Source organism: Streptomyces sp. A012304 (assembly GCF_026008495.1).
Lineage (GTDB): Bacteria > Actinomycetota > Actinomycetes > Streptomycetales > Streptomycetaceae > Streptomyces.
In genome coordinates, this window is sequence record NZ_BQUN01000092.1 from 89,916 (window position 1) to 109,541 (window position 19,626).

Annotated in this window: 8 protein-coding genes; 4 read left to right on the forward strand and 4 right to left on the reverse strand. The window is 71.5% G+C overall.

What is annotated here, in order from left to right:
- Window positions 1-12 precede the first annotated feature (12 nt).
- Together ALMP_RS19680 and ALMP_RS19685 are read right to left on the reverse strand one after the other, a co-directional pair.
- Window positions 13-7,053: a ricin-type beta-trefoil lectin domain protein gene (locus ALMP_RS19680; protein ID WP_264930059.1), complete on the reverse strand. Its 7,041-nt coding sequence runs from the start codon at window positions 7,051-7,053 to the stop codon at window positions 13-15.
- A 180-nt stretch (window positions 7,054-7,233) separates the two neighbouring features.
- A complete protein-coding gene (locus ALMP_RS19685) occupies window positions 7,234-10,041 on the reverse strand; it encodes a LamG-like jellyroll fold domain-containing protein (protein WP_264930061.1) in 2,808 nt (935 codons plus the stop codon).
- 420 nt (window positions 10,042-10,461) lie between these two features.
- Between ALMP_RS19685 and ALMP_RS19690 the strand changes: the two genes are divergently transcribed.
- Together ALMP_RS19690 and ALMP_RS19695 are read left to right on the forward strand one after the other, a co-directional pair.
- Window positions 10,462-13,920, forward strand: coding sequence for a CHAT domain-containing protein (locus ALMP_RS19690; RefSeq protein ID WP_264930063.1), 3,459 nt, complete (start codon window positions 10,462-10,464; stop codon window positions 13,918-13,920).
- Window positions 13,917-14,585: a hypothetical protein gene (locus ALMP_RS19695; protein WP_264930066.1), complete on the forward strand. Its 669-nt coding sequence runs from the start codon at window positions 13,917-13,919 to the stop codon at window positions 14,583-14,585. The genes ALMP_RS19690 and ALMP_RS19695 overlap by 4 nt, the downstream gene beginning before the upstream one ends.
- A 314-nt stretch (window positions 14,586-14,899) precedes the next feature.
- Here ALMP_RS19695 and ALMP_RS19700 read toward each other — a convergent pair whose 3' ends face one another.
- Window positions 14,900-16,060, reverse strand: a complete 1,161-nt coding sequence (locus ALMP_RS19700) for a cytochrome P450 (RefSeq protein WP_264930068.1) — start codon at window positions 16,058-16,060, stop codon at window positions 14,900-14,902.
- A 248-nt stretch (window positions 16,061-16,308) separates the two neighbouring features.
- Here ALMP_RS19700 and ALMP_RS19705 point away from each other — a divergent pair, with 248 nt between their 5' ends.
- Together ALMP_RS19705 and ALMP_RS19710 are read left to right on the forward strand one after the other, a co-directional pair.
- Window positions 16,309-17,502 (forward strand): cytochrome P450, encoded by a 1,194-nt coding sequence (locus tag ALMP_RS19705; RefSeq protein ID WP_264930070.1) that lies wholly within the window; start codon window positions 16,309-16,311, stop codon window positions 17,500-17,502.
- 40 nt (window positions 17,503-17,542) lie between these two features.
- Entirely contained in the window at window positions 17,543-18,340 is a 798-nt protein-coding gene (locus tag ALMP_RS19710) for a class I SAM-dependent methyltransferase (RefSeq protein WP_264930072.1), read from the forward strand.
- Here the strand turns inward: ALMP_RS19710 and ALMP_RS19715 are convergent.
- Complete coding sequence (locus ALMP_RS19715) at window positions 18,333-19,619, reverse strand: cytochrome P450 (protein ID WP_264930075.1); 1,287 nt, start codon at window positions 19,617-19,619, stop codon at window positions 18,333-18,335. The genes ALMP_RS19710 and ALMP_RS19715 overlap by 8 nt on opposite strands.
- Between the last annotated feature and the right edge of the window lie 7 nt (window positions 19,620-19,626).

Consider the following 19,626-nt stretch of genomic DNA (forward strand, 5'->3'; position numbering starts at 1 on the left):
CGGGACGGTCGGCTAACCGAAGTGCAGGGCGTTGAACTCACGGCAGATCGCCATGTGGACGTCGCCCATGCCTTGGCTGATCACATTGCTGATGTTGGTCGCCTCGGTCACCGTCCGGCTCCCTCCCATGATGTTCAGATTCGTGGGCGGGGCGATGATGTAGTCGGGCAGGATGGATCCCGGACCGAAGGATTCTACCGGGCTGGGAGCATCGGGTCCGCCCTTCTCCACCGCCTTGCCCACGGAATCGTTCAGCTTCATGTTGTGCGGGATGTAGAAGTGCAGGGTGGTTCCCTGCGGAACCATCATCTGCCGGGAATTCTGGCCGTGGTACCCGTGCCCGGCATAGACCGTTTCACCGTCGGCGCGCTTACCGGTTTCCACGCTTTCCGGGCCCTTGTCCTTCGCGCCCACGTTCTTCTGTTCGCGGCCCTTGACCACCAGCGGCTGGTCGTTGTGGTCCTTGCGGGTGGTCCGCTTCGACGAGGCACCGGACCCGCGGTCACCGCCCGCGTCGTCCTTCGCCTTCGCGGGCTTGTCCGGCTTGGGTGCCTCCTTCGGCTTGGGCGCCGGCGGCGGGACGACCTCGTCCGCGGCCTTGGTGGCCTTGCTCGCGTCGGACGCCGCCTCGGTGGTCTTGTCGGCGGTCTTGACCGCGTCGACCGCCTCGTCGACGTACTTGGCTCCCTTGGCCGCCGTCGCCGCGTATCCGGCGAGCGGAATGGCGGAGGAGAAGGAGAGCCCCGCGTCGACGTAGTTGCCCTCGGCCAGGTACCAGGCGCCGTTGATGACGTCGGCGGCCTCACCGAGGACCGGCACCAGGCCCACGACGTCGAGCGTCGCGTGACCGATGTCGGACCAGCCCCACCACAGGCCCGTGGGGTCGGGGAAGACGACCGGGTTGTTGCGGCCGTAGGCGTAGGCGTTGAGGTGCTGGGGGTCGGTCAGGTCGAGCACCGGGTCGACGGACAGGAAGCGTCCGGTGGCCGGGTCGTACTGCCGGGCTCCCATGTGGACCAGGCCGGAGCCCGGGTCGTTGGTCGCGCCGACGAAGCCCTTCTGACCGGGGATCGCGCCGGCGGTGCCGCGCACCTGCCCGAAGGGAGTGGTGCGCCGCTGGGTGACGGTCTGCGTGGCGGCGTCGACCGAGATCTCGGCGGTGCCGTTGTAGCCGCCGCCGAGCCAGTACACCTGGGTGGACGAGGTGCGGATGGCGACGGTGGCGCCGCCGAAGACGTAGTAGCGGACCGCCGTCTTGGTGTCGTCCGAGGTCGCGGCGGTGTTCTTGGTGTCGACGGTGAGTTCGGTGTCGCCCAGGTACAGCGTGGACTTGCCGTACTCGCGCCGGATGAGCCGGTTCCCCGAGGCGTCGTAGACGTACGAGGTGTGCTTGGCGAAGATCCACCGCTGCGCGGCGGTGCCGTTGCAGTCGTGGAGCGTGAGGTCGGTGCCGTCGGCCGTGGCCGAGGACGGCACGTCCAGGCACCGGCCGGAGGCGTTGTGCCGCAGGCCGCCGTCGTCGCGGACGCTCCACCTCTGGTTGGCGTCGGCCGGGTCGCAGGCCTGGACCTGGACGGCCGCCGACTGCGCGGAGCTCGCGGGCTCGGCGCACACGCCGAGGGCCTTGAGCTGCCCCTCCTTGGTCAGCTCCCAGTTCTGCGCGTCGGTCGTGCCGCAGGTGTGGATCTGTACCGGGGTGCCCGCCGCCGTGGCCGAGCCCTGGACGTCCAGGCACTTGCCCGCCAGGCCCGTGACATGGCCCTCCTCGCCCACCTTGGAGGTGGAGGCGAGCCTGCCCTGCGCGTTGTAGCGCAGCACCTGGTTGACGGCCGCGCCGGCCGCGGAGGCCTGCTTGGTGCGGCTGACGGTGTTGCCGGCCGCGTCGTAGCCGTAGCTGTCGGCGGTGTTGGTGGTCGCCGTCACCGCGCCGGAGGTGTTGACCGTCTCGGTCTTGACGGAGGTGCCGCGCAGCGCGTGGACGGGGAAGACCCCGGCATTGTTCGGCGTGTAGGTGCTGGTGACCCGCTGTGCCGCGGTGCCGCCCGCCGCCGGGTTGACCGGGTTGCGGACCTCCTCGGTGCGGTTGCCGGCCGCGTCGTAGGTGTACTGGTGCCAGTACGGGGCCGGGCCGCCGATGGTGCTGCCCGCGGTCGGTTCGGCGCAGGTGGTGGACGTCTGCGTCCACGCGTCGGTGAGCCGGCGCAGGTAGTCGTACTGGAAGCACTGGACGTCCGGGGTCTTGCCCTCGGGGGTGTCCGCGAGCTTGGTGACGTTGCCGGAGGCGTCGTACGCCCAGTTGAGGTCGGTGTCGGGGGTGGCGACGGACTCGCGGTCGAGGCGGGTCCGGGCGAGCCTGCGGGTGCCTTCCTCGTAGAAGTTGGTGATCCAGGTCTGCTTGGCGGAGCTGCTGGTGCCGAGCGTGAACTGGAGCGGTTCACCGAAGTTGGAGTAGGTGGTGTCCCGGACGTAGTCCGTGGCGCCGTAGGAGTAGACGGGCTGTCCGACGGTGTTGAAGCCGTAGGTGAGCTTCTCGGAGGCGAGGTTGCCCGCCGCCGGGAGCGTCATCGACTTCGGCGTGCCGTCCACCCGGTACTCGGCGGTGGTGGTGTACGAGCCGCCCAGACCGGTCTCGGCGCCGGGCACGGTCACCGTGGTCTTGGTGGGACGGCCGCCCACGTCGTACGCCTCGACCGTGGACTTGTACTCGTGGCCCCCGCTGAAGGTGCTCGCGGAGGTCATACGGCCGATGCCGTTCGGCGCGACCGTGTCGTAGACCCACGAGTTGAGGACGGTCGCGCCGTTGACGATCCTCGTGGTGCGGCCGAGGTTGTCGTAGCTGTAGGTGAGCGTCTGGCCGAGCGCGTCCGTGGTCGTCCTGACCCGGTCGAACTCGTCGTACGTCATCGACGTGGTGCCCTTGTCGGGGTCCACGGCGGTCTTCTTGCGACCGAGCAGGTCGTACGTCCACTTCCAGACGTTCTTGCCGGTCGTGTCGGTGACCTGCTGGAGACGGCCCGCCTTGTCGTAGTCGTACGTCGTGGTGCGCGCGACGCCGCTGGTGTCGGCGGACTCGTACTCGACGAGCTTCGTGGTGCGGCCCTGGGCGTCCTTCCAGGTGGTGCTGGGCGTGCTGCCGGGCGGCGGGATGGTGGTGGTGTGGTCGCCGTGGAACGTGGTGGTGCCCCGCCACTTCACGGCGCCCGCGACCTTGAACGCGGTGGCCGTGGCCCGGCCCGCGCCGTCGTACGTCGTCTCGGTCGCCGGCGGAGTCCCGCCCACCGCCGCCGACGAGTCCACCAGCTGGGTGTCCGGGTCGTTCAGGTTGTAGAACGGCCCGTGCTGGATGATCGCCAGACCGCGCGAGTCGTACTCGGTGAGCGTCAGGACGCGGCCGGTGTTGGGCGTCGGGGCCTGCGTCTGCCGCTCGCGCAGCAGGCCGTCGTAGAGGGCGTGGCTGACGGTGACGTTGCCGTTGGCGCGCAGCGTCTTGGTGGTGACGGAGGTCGGGCCGTCGGCGCGGATGGAGTAGACGTACTCGGTGTTGGGCAGGTCGCTCGCCTTGGCCCGGCCGGGCAGCCACACCTTGGTCAGCCGGCCCAGCGCGTCGTACGCCAGGTCGGTGCGCTGGGAGTTGGCGTCGACGGTGCTGGTGACCAGGCCCCAGGCGGGGTCGACGACCGAGGTGGTGCTGTGCCCGGTGCCGCCGGCGGCCGCGGGCGGGGTGGTGACCTTCATGCCCGTGACCGGGCCGCCGGTGGCGGGGGTGTAGGACGTGACGGTCTTGTTGTCCTTGGTGTCGTAGCTCGCGGTGACGCGTCCGTGGACGTCGTACTCGGTGCGGCTGACGGTCTGCAGGACGGGCTTGCCGTCGGTGTAGCCGGTGACGCGCTGCGAGGAGGACACCTCGCCCTGGGTGGGCTCGGCGCCGTAGGCCAGCCCGTCGTACAGGGTGCGCACGTCGGAGACCGCGTCGCCGGGCAGGCTCGCGGTGGTGTCGCAGCCCACGGCGACGGTGTGGACCCGCTTCACCAGGGTGAGCAGGGTCCGCTCGTGATTGCGGGCGTACTCGTAGCGGGTGCAGGAGTCGTCGGTGGTGTCGGCGTTGGCCTTGTCCGCGCCGATGTCGCCCAGGTCGGACGACTGCCTGAGCATGCCGTAGGAGTCGTACTCGTGGACGATCGCGGTCCGGCGCACCGCCGAGCCGTCCAGCGCGGTCCGGGTGTCCACCCGCGCGGTGCCGGTGAGCTGCGCCTTGTCGGAGCCCTCGGTGGCGGTGGCGGCCGACAGCCACGGTGTGTTGACCGAGCCGGTGACCTCCTTGGCCGCGCGGTCGGCGGCGGTGTCGGCCGGGACGGAGGAGTAGGTGCGGGTCTCCAGCAGGTAGCCCTGGAGCCGGTCGGCGTCCTGGACGCGGGTGCCGTCGGAGGCGGTCGTCCAGACGTCCTCGCTGCCGCCGTCCTCGTTCGCCCGGTCGCCGTCCATGCCGCGCAGGAAGGTGCTCTCGCTGCTCAGCTGCTTGGTGGTGGAGTCACCGGTGACCGTGCGGACCGTGCGGAAGCCCCGGAACTGCGACCAGGTCTTCTTCTTCGCCTTGGCGATCTCGCTGTCGTCGTAGCGCCAGGCCGCGCCGCCGAAGTACGAGTACTTGGTCACCTTGTCGACGCCGGGCACGGTCGCGTCGTCCTCGGCGACGGTGTCCACGACGTACTTGTGGAACCAGTCCTCGTCCTCCCCGATGCTGCCCTCCTCGGACCAGAAGGACGGGAAGCAGCGCCTGGTGTTGTTCCACGGCGTCCGCGTCTCGCCGGCCGCGCACTCGGTGTCCTTGTACGTCACCGAGGTGACGCCGCCGGTCTCGGAGCGGATGGCCCGGATGCGCCACTTGCCCATGGGCAGCCGGCCGTCGGTGTTGGCGTACACCCGGTTGTTGTTCTTGACGCCGTAGAAGACGGTCTTCAGCGGCTCGCTGGTGGCGCCGTTCGCCTTGCCGGTGTGGGTGATGGACTGGAGCCACAGGGAGGCGGTGGAACCGTCACCGGTGTCGGGGTAGCTCTGGTCGAGGGTCCAGGTGTCCACCGGGGCGTAGCCGCCGCCGGACTTGCGGACCTCGGTGGTGACGGAGGTCAGCCGCTTGCGGGAGAAGAACGACGGCGACCACTGCTCCTCGCAGGAGTCGGTGTCGGTGCAGATCTGGTCGAACGGCACGTCCGGCCAGTTCGCGGCGGTGCTCTCCTTCAGGTCGCCGGGCTCGCAGTCGGCGGCGGCGGCCTTGCAGCGCTCGGCGACGCCGAAGACGACCCGGGCGGGCGCCTCGGTGGTCAGGTCGGCGCCCTTGCGCTCGCCGTACTCGATGCGCTTGAGGTAGCCGCCCCGGTCGTAGGCGACGGAGACGTCGTCACGGTTGGCGCCGTAGCGGTTGGTCTCCTTCTCCCAGTACAGGGTCATCGAGTTGTCGTGCGTGTCCAGGACGTAGTCGAGGTTCCAGCGCCAGGTCTGGTTGCAGCGGGACTCCTTGAAGGTGTCCTTGTGGCAGGGCTCGCCGGAGTCGTCGCCGTAGACGGGCGTCTGCCAGGCGGAGTCCTGGGCCTCGGAGTCGTCGGCGGACCGCTTGTTGCGGCCGAAGTAGTAGCGGGTTCCGTCGGTCGTGGTGACCAGCCAGAACTCCTTGCTCTCACCGGAGTTGAAGCCGCCCGACCAGCGCTCGATCTTCGTGCCGTCGTCGGTCTTCAGCCGCCAGGTGCCCTCCAGCTTCATGTCCGGGTTGCCGTCGAGGGTCCTGGAGGGGTCTGCGCCGGACTTCTTGACCAGCTCGCCGTTGCGGCCGCCGAAGGACATGGTGGCGTTGTCGGAGACCCAGCACTGGTCGTACTTCTCCTCGCCCTCGGTGTCGTGCCCGTCGTCCTTGCAGGAACGGTAGGAACGCTCGATGTAGCCCTGGGAGAGGTCGAAGCCCTCACCGACCCAGCCGGTCTGCCCGCTGGTGGAGGACGTACGGCCGTCCACCGAGCCCGAGTTGTACGACAGCTGCAACTGCGGCGAGGGGCCGGCGACGGCCGGCGGCACCCGCAGCGGGTACTGCCAGGAGAACGAGCCGGAGTTGCCGGCCATCTGCCAGGTGCCCGCCGGGGTCAGCGGCGTCGCGGCGAAGCTGCCGTTCGGCCCGGAGGCGGCGGCGGAGACCGCGACCACGGAGGCCGCGGCGGCGGAAGCGGCGAGGGTGCTCTTCGCACCGGCCGCCGCCTTGGGCGCGGCCGGGACGCCGACCTCGGCGGTCAGTGTGCCGGTCTTCGCGTCGTTGGCGGTGTCCAGGACCGTGCCCGCGGCGCAGCCGGCCGCCGTCGGCGTGGTCAGCGCGCAGGCGGGGAGCTGGACGAGCCGCAGCCGGGTGGCCCAGTCGCCGCCGTAGGCCTTGGCGTACTTCTTGTAGTCGACCTCGACGGTGACCCGGCCGGCCGCGGCGGTGCCGTCGGCGCGGGCCAGTGTCAGCACGGGGCCGTCGATCCCGGCGCGCCGCGAGGAGGCGCGGTCCAGGACCCGTACGGAGACCTTGCCGGGGACCTGCGCGGCGAGGGTGCCGGCCGTGCGGTCGCGGGTGGCGCCCTTGGCCGAGACGAGCCCGGCGCGGACGGCGGACGGGGCGGAGACCCGCACCGGGAGCGTGCCGGCGCGGCCCTCGACCGCGGCCTCGGGGGTGGTGAGGTCGCCGCTCAGGGCGCGCTTGCGCAGGCTCGCCAGGGGCAGTTCGGCGACGGCGGTGCCGGCCGCGGGCCACACCGGCGCGGGTGTCGCGGCGCGGGAGGCCTTGGCCGCGTCGTCCGGCGGGAGGGTGGTGTCCCAGGGGATCGGCTCGACCGGGACGGACTCCATCGTCTGGGTCTTGGGCCGGCGCTTCTCGCGCGCCGCCTCGTCGACGTCGTCGGCGTGGGCCGGCGGCCCCTGGAGGATGGTGAGGGCGAGGACGCCCGCCAGGCCGGCGGCGATGGAGCGGCCGGCGGCCCGGATTCTGTGTGGGACTGGTCGGGTTCCGGGGGGTGCCCCCCTGCTAAGGCGCATGGCGCGACCTCTCTGTCTCTGTGTCGTCCGGCGCTCTGGGCGGCCGGCGTTCCCCACCCGGGGCAGCACGAGGCGGCACGCCCCGGCGCATCGAGCAGTCGTCGTGCGTGAAGGTGCTGAAGGGTGTGGAAAGGCGGGCCCGCACGGCCGGTCGAGCCGTGCGGGCGCCGTGCCGCGGGGTCAGTCGGTGTTCGCGGCCTTGTCGATGTCACGGGCGCCGAGGACGGTCGGGTAGACCCGCACGTCGTCGATGTCGCCCTTGAAGGGGTCGGCGAAGGCGCCGTTCCAGCGGGCGCGGCCGACGTGGAAGCCGCCGTCCGCGTGCCAGACCTTGGTGGGGTCGTAGCTGGTGCCGTCCTCGTTGGAGGGGATCACCTGGTCGCTGCCCTGCTCGACGCCGTTGACGTAGAGCGTGATCTGGTTCTTCGACGGGTCGAACACCCCGGCGAGGTGGACCCACTTGCCCACCGGGGAGGCGCCGGGCGCGGAGGCCCGGGCGCGGGCGGCCTCGGTGCCGGTGGTGGCGTCGCGGTGGCGGCCGAAGACCCAGCCGTAGGTGGTGGACCAGTAGAGGACGAAGCCGTTGCCCTTGTCGCCGGTCTGGCTGACGACCGCGCGGTTGGCGGAGACGTCGGAGACCTTGGCGCGGGCCATGACCGTGAAGCCCTGACGGGTGTCGGTCAGGCTGGTGGCGGTGGCGTGGTCGGTGGCGACGCCGTCGAGGCGGAGCGCGCGGTCGGTGGTGACGGCGGTGTTGCTGCCCGCCACCCAGGTGCCGCCGGAGACGGTCAGCGGGTCCTTGTCGGCGGCCGTGGAGGAGGCGGAGTCGGCGGCGGTGGTGCCGCTGGTCTCGTCCATCCGGTAGGAGGCCACCGCGCAGCTCTCGGCGGGCGGGTCGTCACAGGCGCGGCCGGACTGGAAGACGTAGTCCTCCACCGGGCCGACGTTGCCCGCCTCGTCGACGCTGGCGACGGAGAGCACGTTGAGGCCGAACTTCGGTACCGCGACGGAGACTCCGGTGGCGGCGGCGCCGCGGGTGGCCGGGTCGGTGGAGGCGGCCAGGGTGTCGGTGTTCAGGCCGTACACGAAGCGGTCCACGTCGTTGCCGTAGGCGGTGTCCACCGAGCCGTTGGGCGAGAAGGTGAACTTCGGCGTGGTGCCCGAGACGATGTCGCCGGTGGTCTCCAGGGTCACCTTCGGCTTGGTGCTGGGGCGCTGGCTGTCGTAGGAGAACTCGCACCAGTCCGACCACGGGCCCTCGTCGATGCCGTCGCTGGCCTGGGCGTGCCAGTGGTAGGTGTGCCCGTGCTTGAGCTTGTTGTCGGGGATGCCCTTCTCGAAGGTGCCGTCCGCCTTGTACGCGGTCCACAGGTCGCCGCCCACCTGGACGTCGGCGGCGTCGGGCAGCATGTCCCAGACCCGGTAGAGGGTGCGTACGTTGTGCGGGTCGGGGTCGGAGACGTTGACGGTCATGACGGGCGTGTCGTCGCGGATGAAGGGACGGCCGCCGCCCGTGACGCACGAGGTGGTGGGGCTGGTGGTGCGCTCACCGCTCGGCTTGCTCGGCAGGGTGTTGTAGAAGATCTGGAGCGTGCCGCTGTCGCCCTTGAAGCGCTTCCAGCCGCCGGCCGCGTCCTCGTCGGCGGCGCGCAGGGAGAAGGCGATCGCCGAGCCCGAGCCGGCCTTGGAGCGGACGGTCCTGGTCAGGTTCTCGTTGCCTTCCTCGGGGTTGTCGTTGAAGGCGACGGAACCGTTCTCGCAGCCGTACTCCTCGTTGCCGTAGGCCACCTTGCGGTCGCCCATCAGGTCGCCGTCCCCGGGCTTGTTGTTCCAGGTGGTGTCCTTGGAGAGCCTCCCCGCGTCGACCAGGTGCAGGTTCACCCAGCTCGGCTCGCAGTTGTAGGAGAAGGTCTCGTAGACGTGGAAGGTGGCGTCGTAGATCTTGCGGTTCTCCCAGCCGTCCAGGTTGTACTCGAAGTACATCCGGCCGACGTAGTTGGTCCCGCAACCGCCGCTGGTGCAGCGGCCGATGCCCTTGTCGTCGTCGAAGTTGTCGTACGTGGTGGAGGGGTGGCCACTGTTGGCCCAGGTGTAGAACGACCGGGACGCGGACTTGTCGGGCTTGTCGACGTTGAGCGGCGGGTCGATGTACAGCGGCAGACGGGAGGCGTCCACGGAGTCCAGCAGGGCCGGGTCGGGGGTGAGCTTCACCGTGTCGTCGTCGATGTCCAGGTCCACCTGGGCGTGGGTGTCGCCCGGCATGGGGGCCGCGGCGGGGTCCTCCTGGAGCGCGTCCTTGACCGGGTCGCCCGAGGCGTGGGCGCCGGCCTCGCTGCCGGAGTCCCACATCAGCGGGGTGCCGCCGGAGAAGACGGACGCCCCGGTGGTGGCGTCGACGACGGAGATGCCGCCCTCGGCGTTCTCCTTGATCCGCAGCCCGTCGTTGCTCTGCGTGAGTTCGATCCGCGAGAGCGCCGGGTTGTCGGCCGCGGCCTCGGTCCGCACGACCAGCACCTGGCGGAAACCCTCCGCACTGGCTGTCATGTGCAGATCAACTCCAGGCAGTACCGAGCGGTACTCGGCGGTGTCGCCCACCAGCACCGGCTCGGGCAGCCGGCCGGGCCACCGCAGGGCGGCGGAACGGCCACCGTCCGCGACGGCCACCAGCGGGTCGGTGCCGCCGCCCGAGAACTCGACGTCGATCAGCGCGGTCCGCGGCCCGACCGAGCCGTCCGGCTTGAACTCCAGCGCGGTGTCGATGTCCTTCCAGGAGCCGTCCGGCTGCGGCGCCCAGCGGGGCGCGGCCGACAGCTCGCTGCGGAAGCCCCCTTCGGGCAACGCGAACACGCGCTCGGCGACCCCACGCTCCTCGGTCACCTCGACGGGCTCCCCGGTGCGCTGCGCCTGCTCGGACGCGGTGGTCGCGGCGTCGGGCACGGACGCGGGCGGCTGGTCCCCGTCCTCCGCGCCGGCGACACCGGCCCCCATCGCGCTCAGCATCAACGCAGGCCCGAGCACGAGCGCTACGGCACGGACGGCGGCTCTGGGCCGTCTCCGGGCATGACGGATCGCCAACTTCACTCCCCCGTTTCCGGCAACGCCGGAGCATGTGAACAACCTGTGGTCAGTAGGTGAAGGCGAGCATAGGGCGCCAAGTGGCTTGTTGTTGCTGGGGATTTAAACGGGCGAAAGGGGATGGAGGGGGTGCTGAGGGGCAATCAGTTACGTGATCTGAATCACATTTTGTGATCGTTTTGAGGTCGCCCCTTGATCGTTTCTGGTCACCTGTGGCGGGGGTGTCTGTTCCGGTTCCGTGTGGACATGCGTTCCGGTCGGCGCTTCGGACGGGGGTGCGTGTCACTGTGGACCTGATGGACACGGGGCACCGGTTGGCGCGGGGGGAACGGCGTGCGGCTGTCGAGGGACATCACCGGGTGGGCGTTCGTGGTGGAGAGGGACGGCCGCAGGACGGCCGGACTCGCGGTCGGAGCGGCGTCCGTCAGCCCGTTCACCACCGGCGCCGGCGCGGGCGGCAGCCTGTTCACCCGCGCGCACGCCTGGGGCCTGCCCGTGCTGCTCTCGCTGGACGACCTCGCCCTCGGCGCCCCCGTCGACCCCCGCTGGCGCGTCACACGGGACGAGGCCGGAGTCCTCACCGTCCACGGTCCCGACGGGGAGCGGTTCGCGCACGACCTCGCGCTGGACGTACCGCCGGGCTGGCGCGAGACGGCGGACGCCTCCGGCTCCGTCCTGCTGGTCGTCTCCCACGTGCTGCCCGCCACCGACGACCCGGCCGGCGCGCTCGCCCAGGAGACCCGCCGGGGGATGGTGTGCGCCGGCCCCGTGCGCTACGGCCCGCCACGCCGCGAGGACCACGGCGAGCCCGTGGTCACCCTCCTCCTCGACCCCGTCGGCGAGCTGACGGAACTGGCGCGGTTCGTCTGCGACCGCGTCCTGTCGCTGGACGCGGCCAAGCGACGGGCCCGCGACCTGGAACGGACCCGGCAGGCCCTGGCCGAGCACCACGCGCCGGCCGGCCCGCCCACCGGGACCCTCGCCGACCTGCTGTTCCGGGACGAGTTCCTCGACCACCGAGGGCTGACCGAGTTCGCGTACGTCTACTGGTGTCTGGCCGCCGAGGTCGCCGACGCCTGCGCGAGCCCGGCCGCGTGGCGGACCGCCGCGCTGCACACCCTCGAGTCGGCGGTCCCGCTGCTGGCCGACCGGTGCGAACGCGCGGTCTTCGAGGAGGCCGACGCGGTGGCGGCGCGGCTGATCGACGAGGTGAGCGACCCCGCCGAACGGCAGGCCGCGCTGCTCGCCGCCGCACGGCTGCGGACGGCCACCCGGGGACCGGAGGACCACGCCGCCGACGACTACGCCCGCACCGGCCTGACCACCTGGTCCGCCCGCTGGACGGCGGACCTGTACCGCACGTGGTTCACCGACGAGCGGCCCCTCCAGGCCGACTCGCCCCGCCTCCTGACGGAGGCCGGCCACCTGGTGGCGCGGGCGCTGGAACTGGACGGCGGCACGCGAAGACCCCGGCTCCTGGCGTCGTTGTCGCAGATCACCGGGGACGAGCGGGGCGTGCGCCCAGGGGACTCGCGGGGCGTGCGCCAGGACCTCGCCCGCGCCGCGCTCTCCGCGTTGCTCGACGACTCGTCACACCTCGGTCAGCCGGACCTCGCCCTGTTCCTGCTCAGGGTGGTCGACGACGTTCCCCCGGAGACGGTCGGCGCACTGCTCACGGCCGTGTTCGGGACGCCCCTGGCGGACTGCGTCGCCGCCCACGGCACCACGACCACCGCGAAGGTGATCAGCCAGGGCGTCAATCTGGCCCGGGAGCGCGCCGACCGCCCACTGCTGCGGATCGTGCTCGACCGGGCGCGGCGGCTCGGCTTCCGGTGGGACGCCGCCCACCGCAGACAGCTGATCGAGGCACGGCTGCACGTCCTGCCCGACGACCCGCTGGACTGCCCCGGCCCGGGCCAGGCGCTCGGCGTCTCGTTCCCGGAGTCCTGGACGCCCGCGCAGCGGTCGGCGGCGCTGCTGCACACCGCCGCGCACGCCCGCGACCGGCGGCAGCCGGCGCTGGGGGTCGCCCTGCTGAAGCAGGCGGGCGACCAGGGGAGCGAAGAGGCCCGGCTGCTGACGGCGGACCTGTACCACCAGGCGGCCGAGGCGGGCGAGCCGGCGGCCGGCCCGGTCCCGTTCCCATGGGGCTACTACACGTACGCGGCCCTCGCCTACGCCTCGCTCGGCTTCGAGGCCCTGGCCCGGGCGAGCCTGGTGCCGTTCGCACAGCACCTGGACGGCCTGCGCGGGGACGAACTGCGGGGTGCGCTGTACGCCGTCATCGTGGACCTGCCGAACTTCGACCCGAGCGGCGCGCCGGAACTCGGCGGCATCCTGCGCGACCTCGTGCACACGGCGGTCTGGCGGCTCACCGTGGAGAGCGGGACGCTGCCGCTGGGGCTGATGCTCGGTCTGCACCAGGCCGGCAAGGGATCACAGCTCGGCGCGTGGTGGCGGATCGACGGCCCGCTCACGCTGCCCCCGCACCTCCAGCACGTCCTCGGCAGGCTGCGCGACCGGGAACGGCCCGCCGCCGTCGGCGGCGCGTCGCCGAACCTGCTGACCGCGCTGGACGCCGACCTCCGCCCCGGCGGGCACGACGACCCGCAGGTCGCCCGGAACCTGCGGTGGCGCGTCTCCTCACTCATCGACGAGGAGCTGCGCCGCCGCTCGACTCCGTTCGTCGACGACCGCCACCTCTGGGCGACGGCGCACGACCTGCTGGACGACCGGACGGTGCTGCTGACCTGGTTCCTGCCCGCGGCGGTGCGCGGGGCGGCGGTGCTGCTCACGGTCACCCGGGAGGGCCGGGACCTCGTCGTGCAGCTCGGCGAGGACGAGGAGAACAGACAGGAGGACCACGACCGGCATCCGGTGGCGGACCTGGTCGAGGCGATCCGCACGGAGGTGCAGCGCGACCCGCTGTTCGCAGACGTCACACCGGAGGGCCGCCGGCTGCTGGAGTCGGGCGAACTGCCGCTCGGCCCGGCCGAGCGGTGGGCCGAGTGGCGCGCCCGCGGCAAGGACCGTGTGCTCGCCTGGCCGCACGGCGCCCTGCACTACCTGCCGTTGCCGCTGTGCCACGTCGGCGGCCGGCCGATCGCCGACGACTGGACGGTCACCACCATCGCCGGCCTGGAGTCCCTGGCCCCCGCCGCAGGACCGGTACGCCCGCGGCGCACCGCCGTCCTGGCCTCCGCGGGCGGTGGCGTGCCCTACGGTCTCCCCGCCGAACCCGCGCTGGACGAGCACGCGCGGAAGGTCGCCGAGGCCGTCGGCGCGCGGGCCGTCACCGGGGTCGCGGCCACCCGGGACCGGCTGCTGGCCGAGCTGTCGACGGCGGACGTCGTCCACCTCGCCGTCCACGGCACGTCGGACCAGGACGCTCCCTGGCTGCACTGCCTGTACCTCACCCCGGACGGCGACGACGACGGCCGGGTCTTCGCCCACGACTTCCTGGAGGCCGATCTGCGCGGCGTCCGCCTGGTGACGCTCGCCGCCTGCGAGTCGGCGCTCGGCCGGTTCGACCGCGGGGACAACGTCCGGGGCATCCCCACGGCACTGATCACCGCCGGCGCGCAGGCCGTGGTCGGCAGCCTGTGGCCCGTGCGCCCGGAGCCGGCCACGTACTTCCACCACCACCTGCACCTGCGGATCGCCCGGGGCGCGGATCCGGAGCGCGCCTTCCGCGACGCCCAGCTCGCCACCCGCGCCGCGTATCCCCACGGCCGTGACTGGGGAGCGTTCACCTACCTGCGCGGTAGGCAAGAGCAAGGGGGCAGCCCATGACCGACATCCGGTTGCACGACGTCGACCTCGTGCCGGAGCGCACGCTCGGCGCTCCGGCGGACGACGGACCGCTGCGCGGCCGGCTCACCTTCGGCTGGGACCTGCTGCCCGCCGACCACGCGGGCGCGCCGGCGGACTGGCTGACCTATCTCAGGTCCATACCCGACCGGGAGTTCCGGCAACTGGTGATGGTGTGCTCGTTCCGGCCCGAGACCCCCGAGGGCAAGGGCGCGTTCCGCCATGCCTCCCTGGGCGTCGCGCTGTCCACACCGGACGGCGGGGCACAGCCGATCGCGCGGCTGATCGACCCCGGCGAGCGCACCCGGCCGGTCGGCGGCCCCGGCACGGGCCTGAACTTCACGGTCACCACGGGGGTGGTGGACGTGGGGGTGGAGCGGCCGCCGGGCGGCGGGCCGGCACGGGAGGAGTGGATCGTCCGGGGGCACGGCGCCTCCCAGCCGAACCCGCAGTGGGAGTTCCGCCGGGTCAAGCGTTTCCCGCTGGTCGGGGACCACCCGGTGGCGGCGCTCGTGGAACTCGTGCCCGGGCGGCTGAACACGGCGGAGGTGCTGATCGCGGCGGAACTGGAGCATCGCAGCTGGGGCGTGCGCCGCTACCGGGCACGTCTTCAGCCGTCGCCGCACACCATCGTGCTGAGCGAATGAATTGCCGCGCTTTCCCTCCGGGGAACGTCCCCGTTCACGCGAGCACCGAAATGCCGATCCTCCGCGACAGAGAACATGCCGGAGAAAAACCATTTGACGCGCCCGGAAACACCGAACACGCGCGGAATAACATGAACACAGGGCCGAGCGCGATGCCCCTCATGGAGGGAATGCCCCGCACGGAGGGAGTTCCTCTCATAGAGGGAGTTCCTCTCAGCGAGAAGCACCTCGGGTACCTCTCATGAGGGGGCACCGCGCTCTCTCAGGTTTCGGTTCAGTGCCAGTACTTCATGACAATTCCTCCTCCCCCGTTGTCATGGCCGCAGACTGATCTCGAAGCGGTCGAGACCGCGAAGGGTCAGATTGCGGCGGTGTTCTGGTTCCGCGACCGCCCGCGCCTCGGGATACTCCGTGGCCAGGGCCGTGAGGACCGATCCGGTCAGCCGGATCGCCAGGGACGCACCCAGACAGGCGTGCGCCCCGCGCCCGAACCCCAGGTGCGGATTCGGAGCGCGGTCCAGTCGCAGCTCGGTGGGGTCGGCGAACCGCAGCGGGTCGTGGTTGGCCGCGCCGAGGAACAGCGTGACCGGGTCACCCGCTCGAACGGTGACGCCTCCGATGTCGGTCTCGGTGACGCAGACCCGGGCGTCCGCCTGCACGGGTGCGTCGAACCTGATCAGCTCGTCCACGGCGGTGCCCCGGTCCGCCGCGCGGAACGCCTCCGGCGCCCCGGGGGTGGTCAGCAGGGCCGCGACGGCGTTGCCGAGCAGCCGGGACGCCGATTCGTAGCCCGCGTGCAGCACGGCGCGCAGACTGTTGCGCAGGACGGCGGGGTCGACACCGCCGTCGTCGGCGTGTTCGGCGACGTAGGCGATGAGGCCGTCCTTGGGCGGGTCGCCGAGCCAGCCGCCGGCGTACTCGGCGAGTTCGGCCCGCGCGGCGACCGCGGGCTCGTGCTTCTCGGGCCACAGCCCGGCGTCCATGCCGTCGACGACGGTGCGGGACATCGGCACGAACCAGGCGAGGTCGGGAGCCGGAACGCCGAGGAAGGCGGTGATGAACCGCAGCGCGAGCGGTTCGGCCAGCTCCCCGACGAAGTCGAACGACGGCCGCCGCGCCACCCCGGCGAGCAGGTCCCGGAGTTCGAACTCCATCCGCTCGTGCAGCGCCTGGCGGTCCTGGGCGCGGAAGCCGTCGAGCAGCAGATGGCGGATGGCGGTGTGCTCGGGCGGGTCGAGCGTCTGCACGCTCAGCAGCGGGGCCGGTATGTCCTCGCCGGCGCGGCGCCAGTCGGACGCGAAGCGGGCGCTGTCGGTGAGGACGGCGAGGCAGTCGGCGTGGCGCGTGAACACCCACGAGCCCAGCAATTCATGCCAGAAAACCGGGGTTTCCGCACGCAGCCGGGCATAGGCGGGATAGGGATTACGCAGGTTGGACGGATGCGCCAGGTCCAGGATCGGGTCAGCGACGGACATCTGATCCACGAAAGCGTCTCCCCCCGCATCGCGAGCCACATGATTGAGGCCTTTGAATGCTTCCGAGCCGAACTGCGCGAAACGCCGATTCGCCGGTGGGCGGAGCGTCTCACCGATGCATCTCCGTACTGATCTTCGGTGACGGTACCACGCAACTCGGCCGACTGGTATGACTGTTCGACTGAGAACTTTCGTTTTCTTTCGGGGAGTCGGGGATGCCGGAGCAAAGCCAGACAATCGTCCATGACATGCCGCTGAACGTCGCCCAACAGCCCAATCCGTACCCGCTCTTCGAGCGCATTCGGGAACACGGTGTCGTCCAGCGGGTACGGCTGAATCCGACCCTTGAAGTCTGGATGGTCACGGGGTACGACGAGGCCGTGTCCGCGCTCACCGACCCGCGGCTGAGCAGCAGCCCGGTGCGGGTGAACGGCCTGGCCGAGGAGATGGCCCACCAGGAGCGCACCAACGTCCTGATGGCGAGCATGCTGGTCGCCGACGGCGCCGATCACACGCGGCTTCGCAACCTCGTGTCCAGGGCGTTCACCGCGCGGCGCGTGGAGGCGCTGGCGCCCCGCGTCCAGGCGCACACCGACGCCTTCCTCGACGCGGTCGCGCCGCGCGGAACCGCCGACCTCGTGGCCGAGTTCGCCCTGCCGCTGCCCATGGCCGTGCTCAGCGAACTCATCGGCATCCCGGCCGAGGGACAGCCGGATTTCGCCAGACTGGCGGTCGGGCTCATCATGCCGCCCAACACCGCGGAGCGGCTCGCCAAGGGCGCCCGCGCGCGGGCCGAACTGACCGAGTTCTTCGAGCCGTTGATCGCCCAGCGCAAGGCCGAGCCGCGCGACGACCTGCTGAGCGCGCTGTGCGCGGCCCAGGCCGAGGAGCGGATCAGCGACCGTGAACTGACCGCCATGGCCATCCTGCTGACGCTGGCCGGGCACGAGACGACCGCGAGTCTCATCGCCAACGGCGTGCACGCCCTGCTGCGCCATCCCGACCAGTGGGCCGCGCTCCAGAACGACCCCTCGCTGCTCCCCGGCGCGATCGAGGAACTGCTGCGCTACGAGGGTCCGGTCAGCCGGGGCGTCGCCCGCTTCACCGTCGAGGACTACGAGATCGCCGGCGTCACCGTCCCGGCCGGCGAAATGATCATCATCGGCCTCGCGGCGGCCAACCGCGACCCGGCCCGTTACGACCGGCCCGACATCCTCGACGTGGCCCGCCGCGAGGTCCCGCAGCAGCTCGCCTTCGGCCACGGCGTCCACTTCTGCCTGGGCGCCCCGCTGGCCCGCGCCGAGGCGAAGATCGCCATCGGCACGCTGCTGCGCCGCTTCCCCGACCTGGAGCTGGCCGATCCGTCCCAGGACCTGACCCGACGCGAGGGCATCCTGCGCGGGATGGCCGAACTCCCGGTGAAGTTCACACCGCGGACCTGACCCCCGTACCCGCCGCCACGCGACGAAGAGGAAGCAACCCATGGCACCGACCTCCGACACCGCGGAGTTCGACGACATCGCCCCCACGTACGACGAGTCGCGCGGGGGCACGGCCCGAGCCGCCGGTTTCGCCGACCAGCTGGCCCCGCTGCTGGACCCGGCGCTGCCGGTGCTCGACATCGGCGTCGGCACCGGCATCGTGGCCGCCGAGCTGACGGCCCGCGGCTTCGAGGTCGTCGGGGTCGACCTCTCCCCCGGCATGCTCGCCCGGGCCCGCGCCCGGCTGGGCCACCGGGTGGCGGTGGCCGACGCCGGCCGGCTGCCGATCCGGTCCGCGTCGGTGTCGCAGGCGGTGTCGACCTGGCTGCTGCACGCCGGTCCCGACCGCGCGGCCGTCTTCGCCGAGGCCGCCAGGGTGCTGCGCCCCGGCGGCCGCTATCTGGTGATCCCGGCCCGGGGCATGCGCCCCACCGACGACATCGGCCGGATCGTCAACGAACTGGAGGACCGCCTCGACCCCGCCGGCACCCGCCAGGACGGCCCCGAGTACCTGGCACCGACAGCCGCCGCCCACGGCCTCTCCTACGACGGCACCGCCGCCGAACGCCCCACGACCTTCGAGATCTCCCCCCGGGCCATGGCGGACTCCCTGGCCAGGGGCCTGTTCACCGGCGCCTGGCCGATCACCGACCAGGACGAGCGACACATCCTGACCGAAACCCGCACCCGCCTGCTGTCCCTACCCGCCCCCGACACCCCCAGGACCCGACACATGACCGACTTCGTCATGCTCTTCACCAAGCGGCGGTGCCCACGTGAGCCGGCTCGGGTCAGGTGAGGGTGACCTCGACCGGCAGCTTCTTGATGCCGTTGACGAAGTTGGAGCGCACGCGGGGGACGTCGCCGGCGAGCTTGATGTCGGCGATCCTCGGGATGAGCTCCTCGAACATGATGCGGATCTCGGTGCGGGCGAGCAGGTTGCCCAGGCACAGGTGAGGGCTGCCCTTGCCGAACGTCACATGGTCGTTGTCGGCGCGGGTGACGTCGAAGTCGTACGGGTTGCCGAAGACCTCCTCGTCGCGGTTGCCGGAGGCGTACCACATGACGACCTTGTCGCCCTCCTTGATGTGCTTGCCGCCGAGTTCGACGTCCCGGGTCGCAGTGCGGCGGAAGTGGTAGACGGGGGACGCCCAGCGCAGGAACTCTTCCACCGCGACGGGAATCAGGGACGGGTCGTCCTGGAGGCGGGCCAGCTGCTCGGGGTGCTGGAGGAGGGCCAGCATGGAGTGGGTGATGGTGTGGCGGGTGGTCTCGTTGCCGGCCACGACGAGGAGCAGGAAGTAGTTGTCGAAGTCCTGCGGCGAGAGGGGTACACCGTCCTTCGGGGTGGTGTTCACCAGCTTCGACACCAGGTCCGTGCCGGTGCCACCGCGCCGCTGCCGGGCCAGCTCGCGGCCGTATTCGAAGACCTCCAGCGAGGCGGGCGAGCGGAAGGGCAGGTGCCGGTACTTCTCGCTCTCCGCGCTGTCCAGCAGGACATCGGCGTAGTCGGGGTCGGTGTTGCCGATGATGCGGTTGCCCCAGTCGATGAGCTGCTGGTTGTCCTCCGGCGGAACATCGAGGAGTCGGGCGAGGACGTTGATGGGGAAGTCGGCGGAGACCTCCTTGACGAAGTCGAAGGTCCCCTTGGCCAGTGCCGCGTCCAGCGTGGTGGCCGTCAGACCGCGCAGGAAGTCGGTGTAGCTGTTGATGACGCTCGCGCCGAACTGGCGCTGGAGCAGGCTGCGCAGGGCGCGGTGGCGTACTCCGTCCAGCTCCAGGATGGAGGCACGCGTCTTGATCTGGTCCTCGTCGACCTCTTCGAGGTTGACGAACTTCGTCGAGGTGAAGGTGTCGGCGTCGCGGTCGACGCGGGCGATGTCGGCGTGCCGGGTCACGGCCCAGAAGCCGGAGTTGGGTGCCTCCTCGGGCTGCCAGTGCACCGGGTCCTGGTGGCGCAGGGTGTGGAACATGCGCCACGGGGTGATCCCGTCGGTGAAGTTGTCCAGGTCGGCGAGGTCGACGTCCGCCAGCGGCATCGGTTCGTTCACGGCGGCGGTCGGGGTCTCGGTCGTCATCGCATGG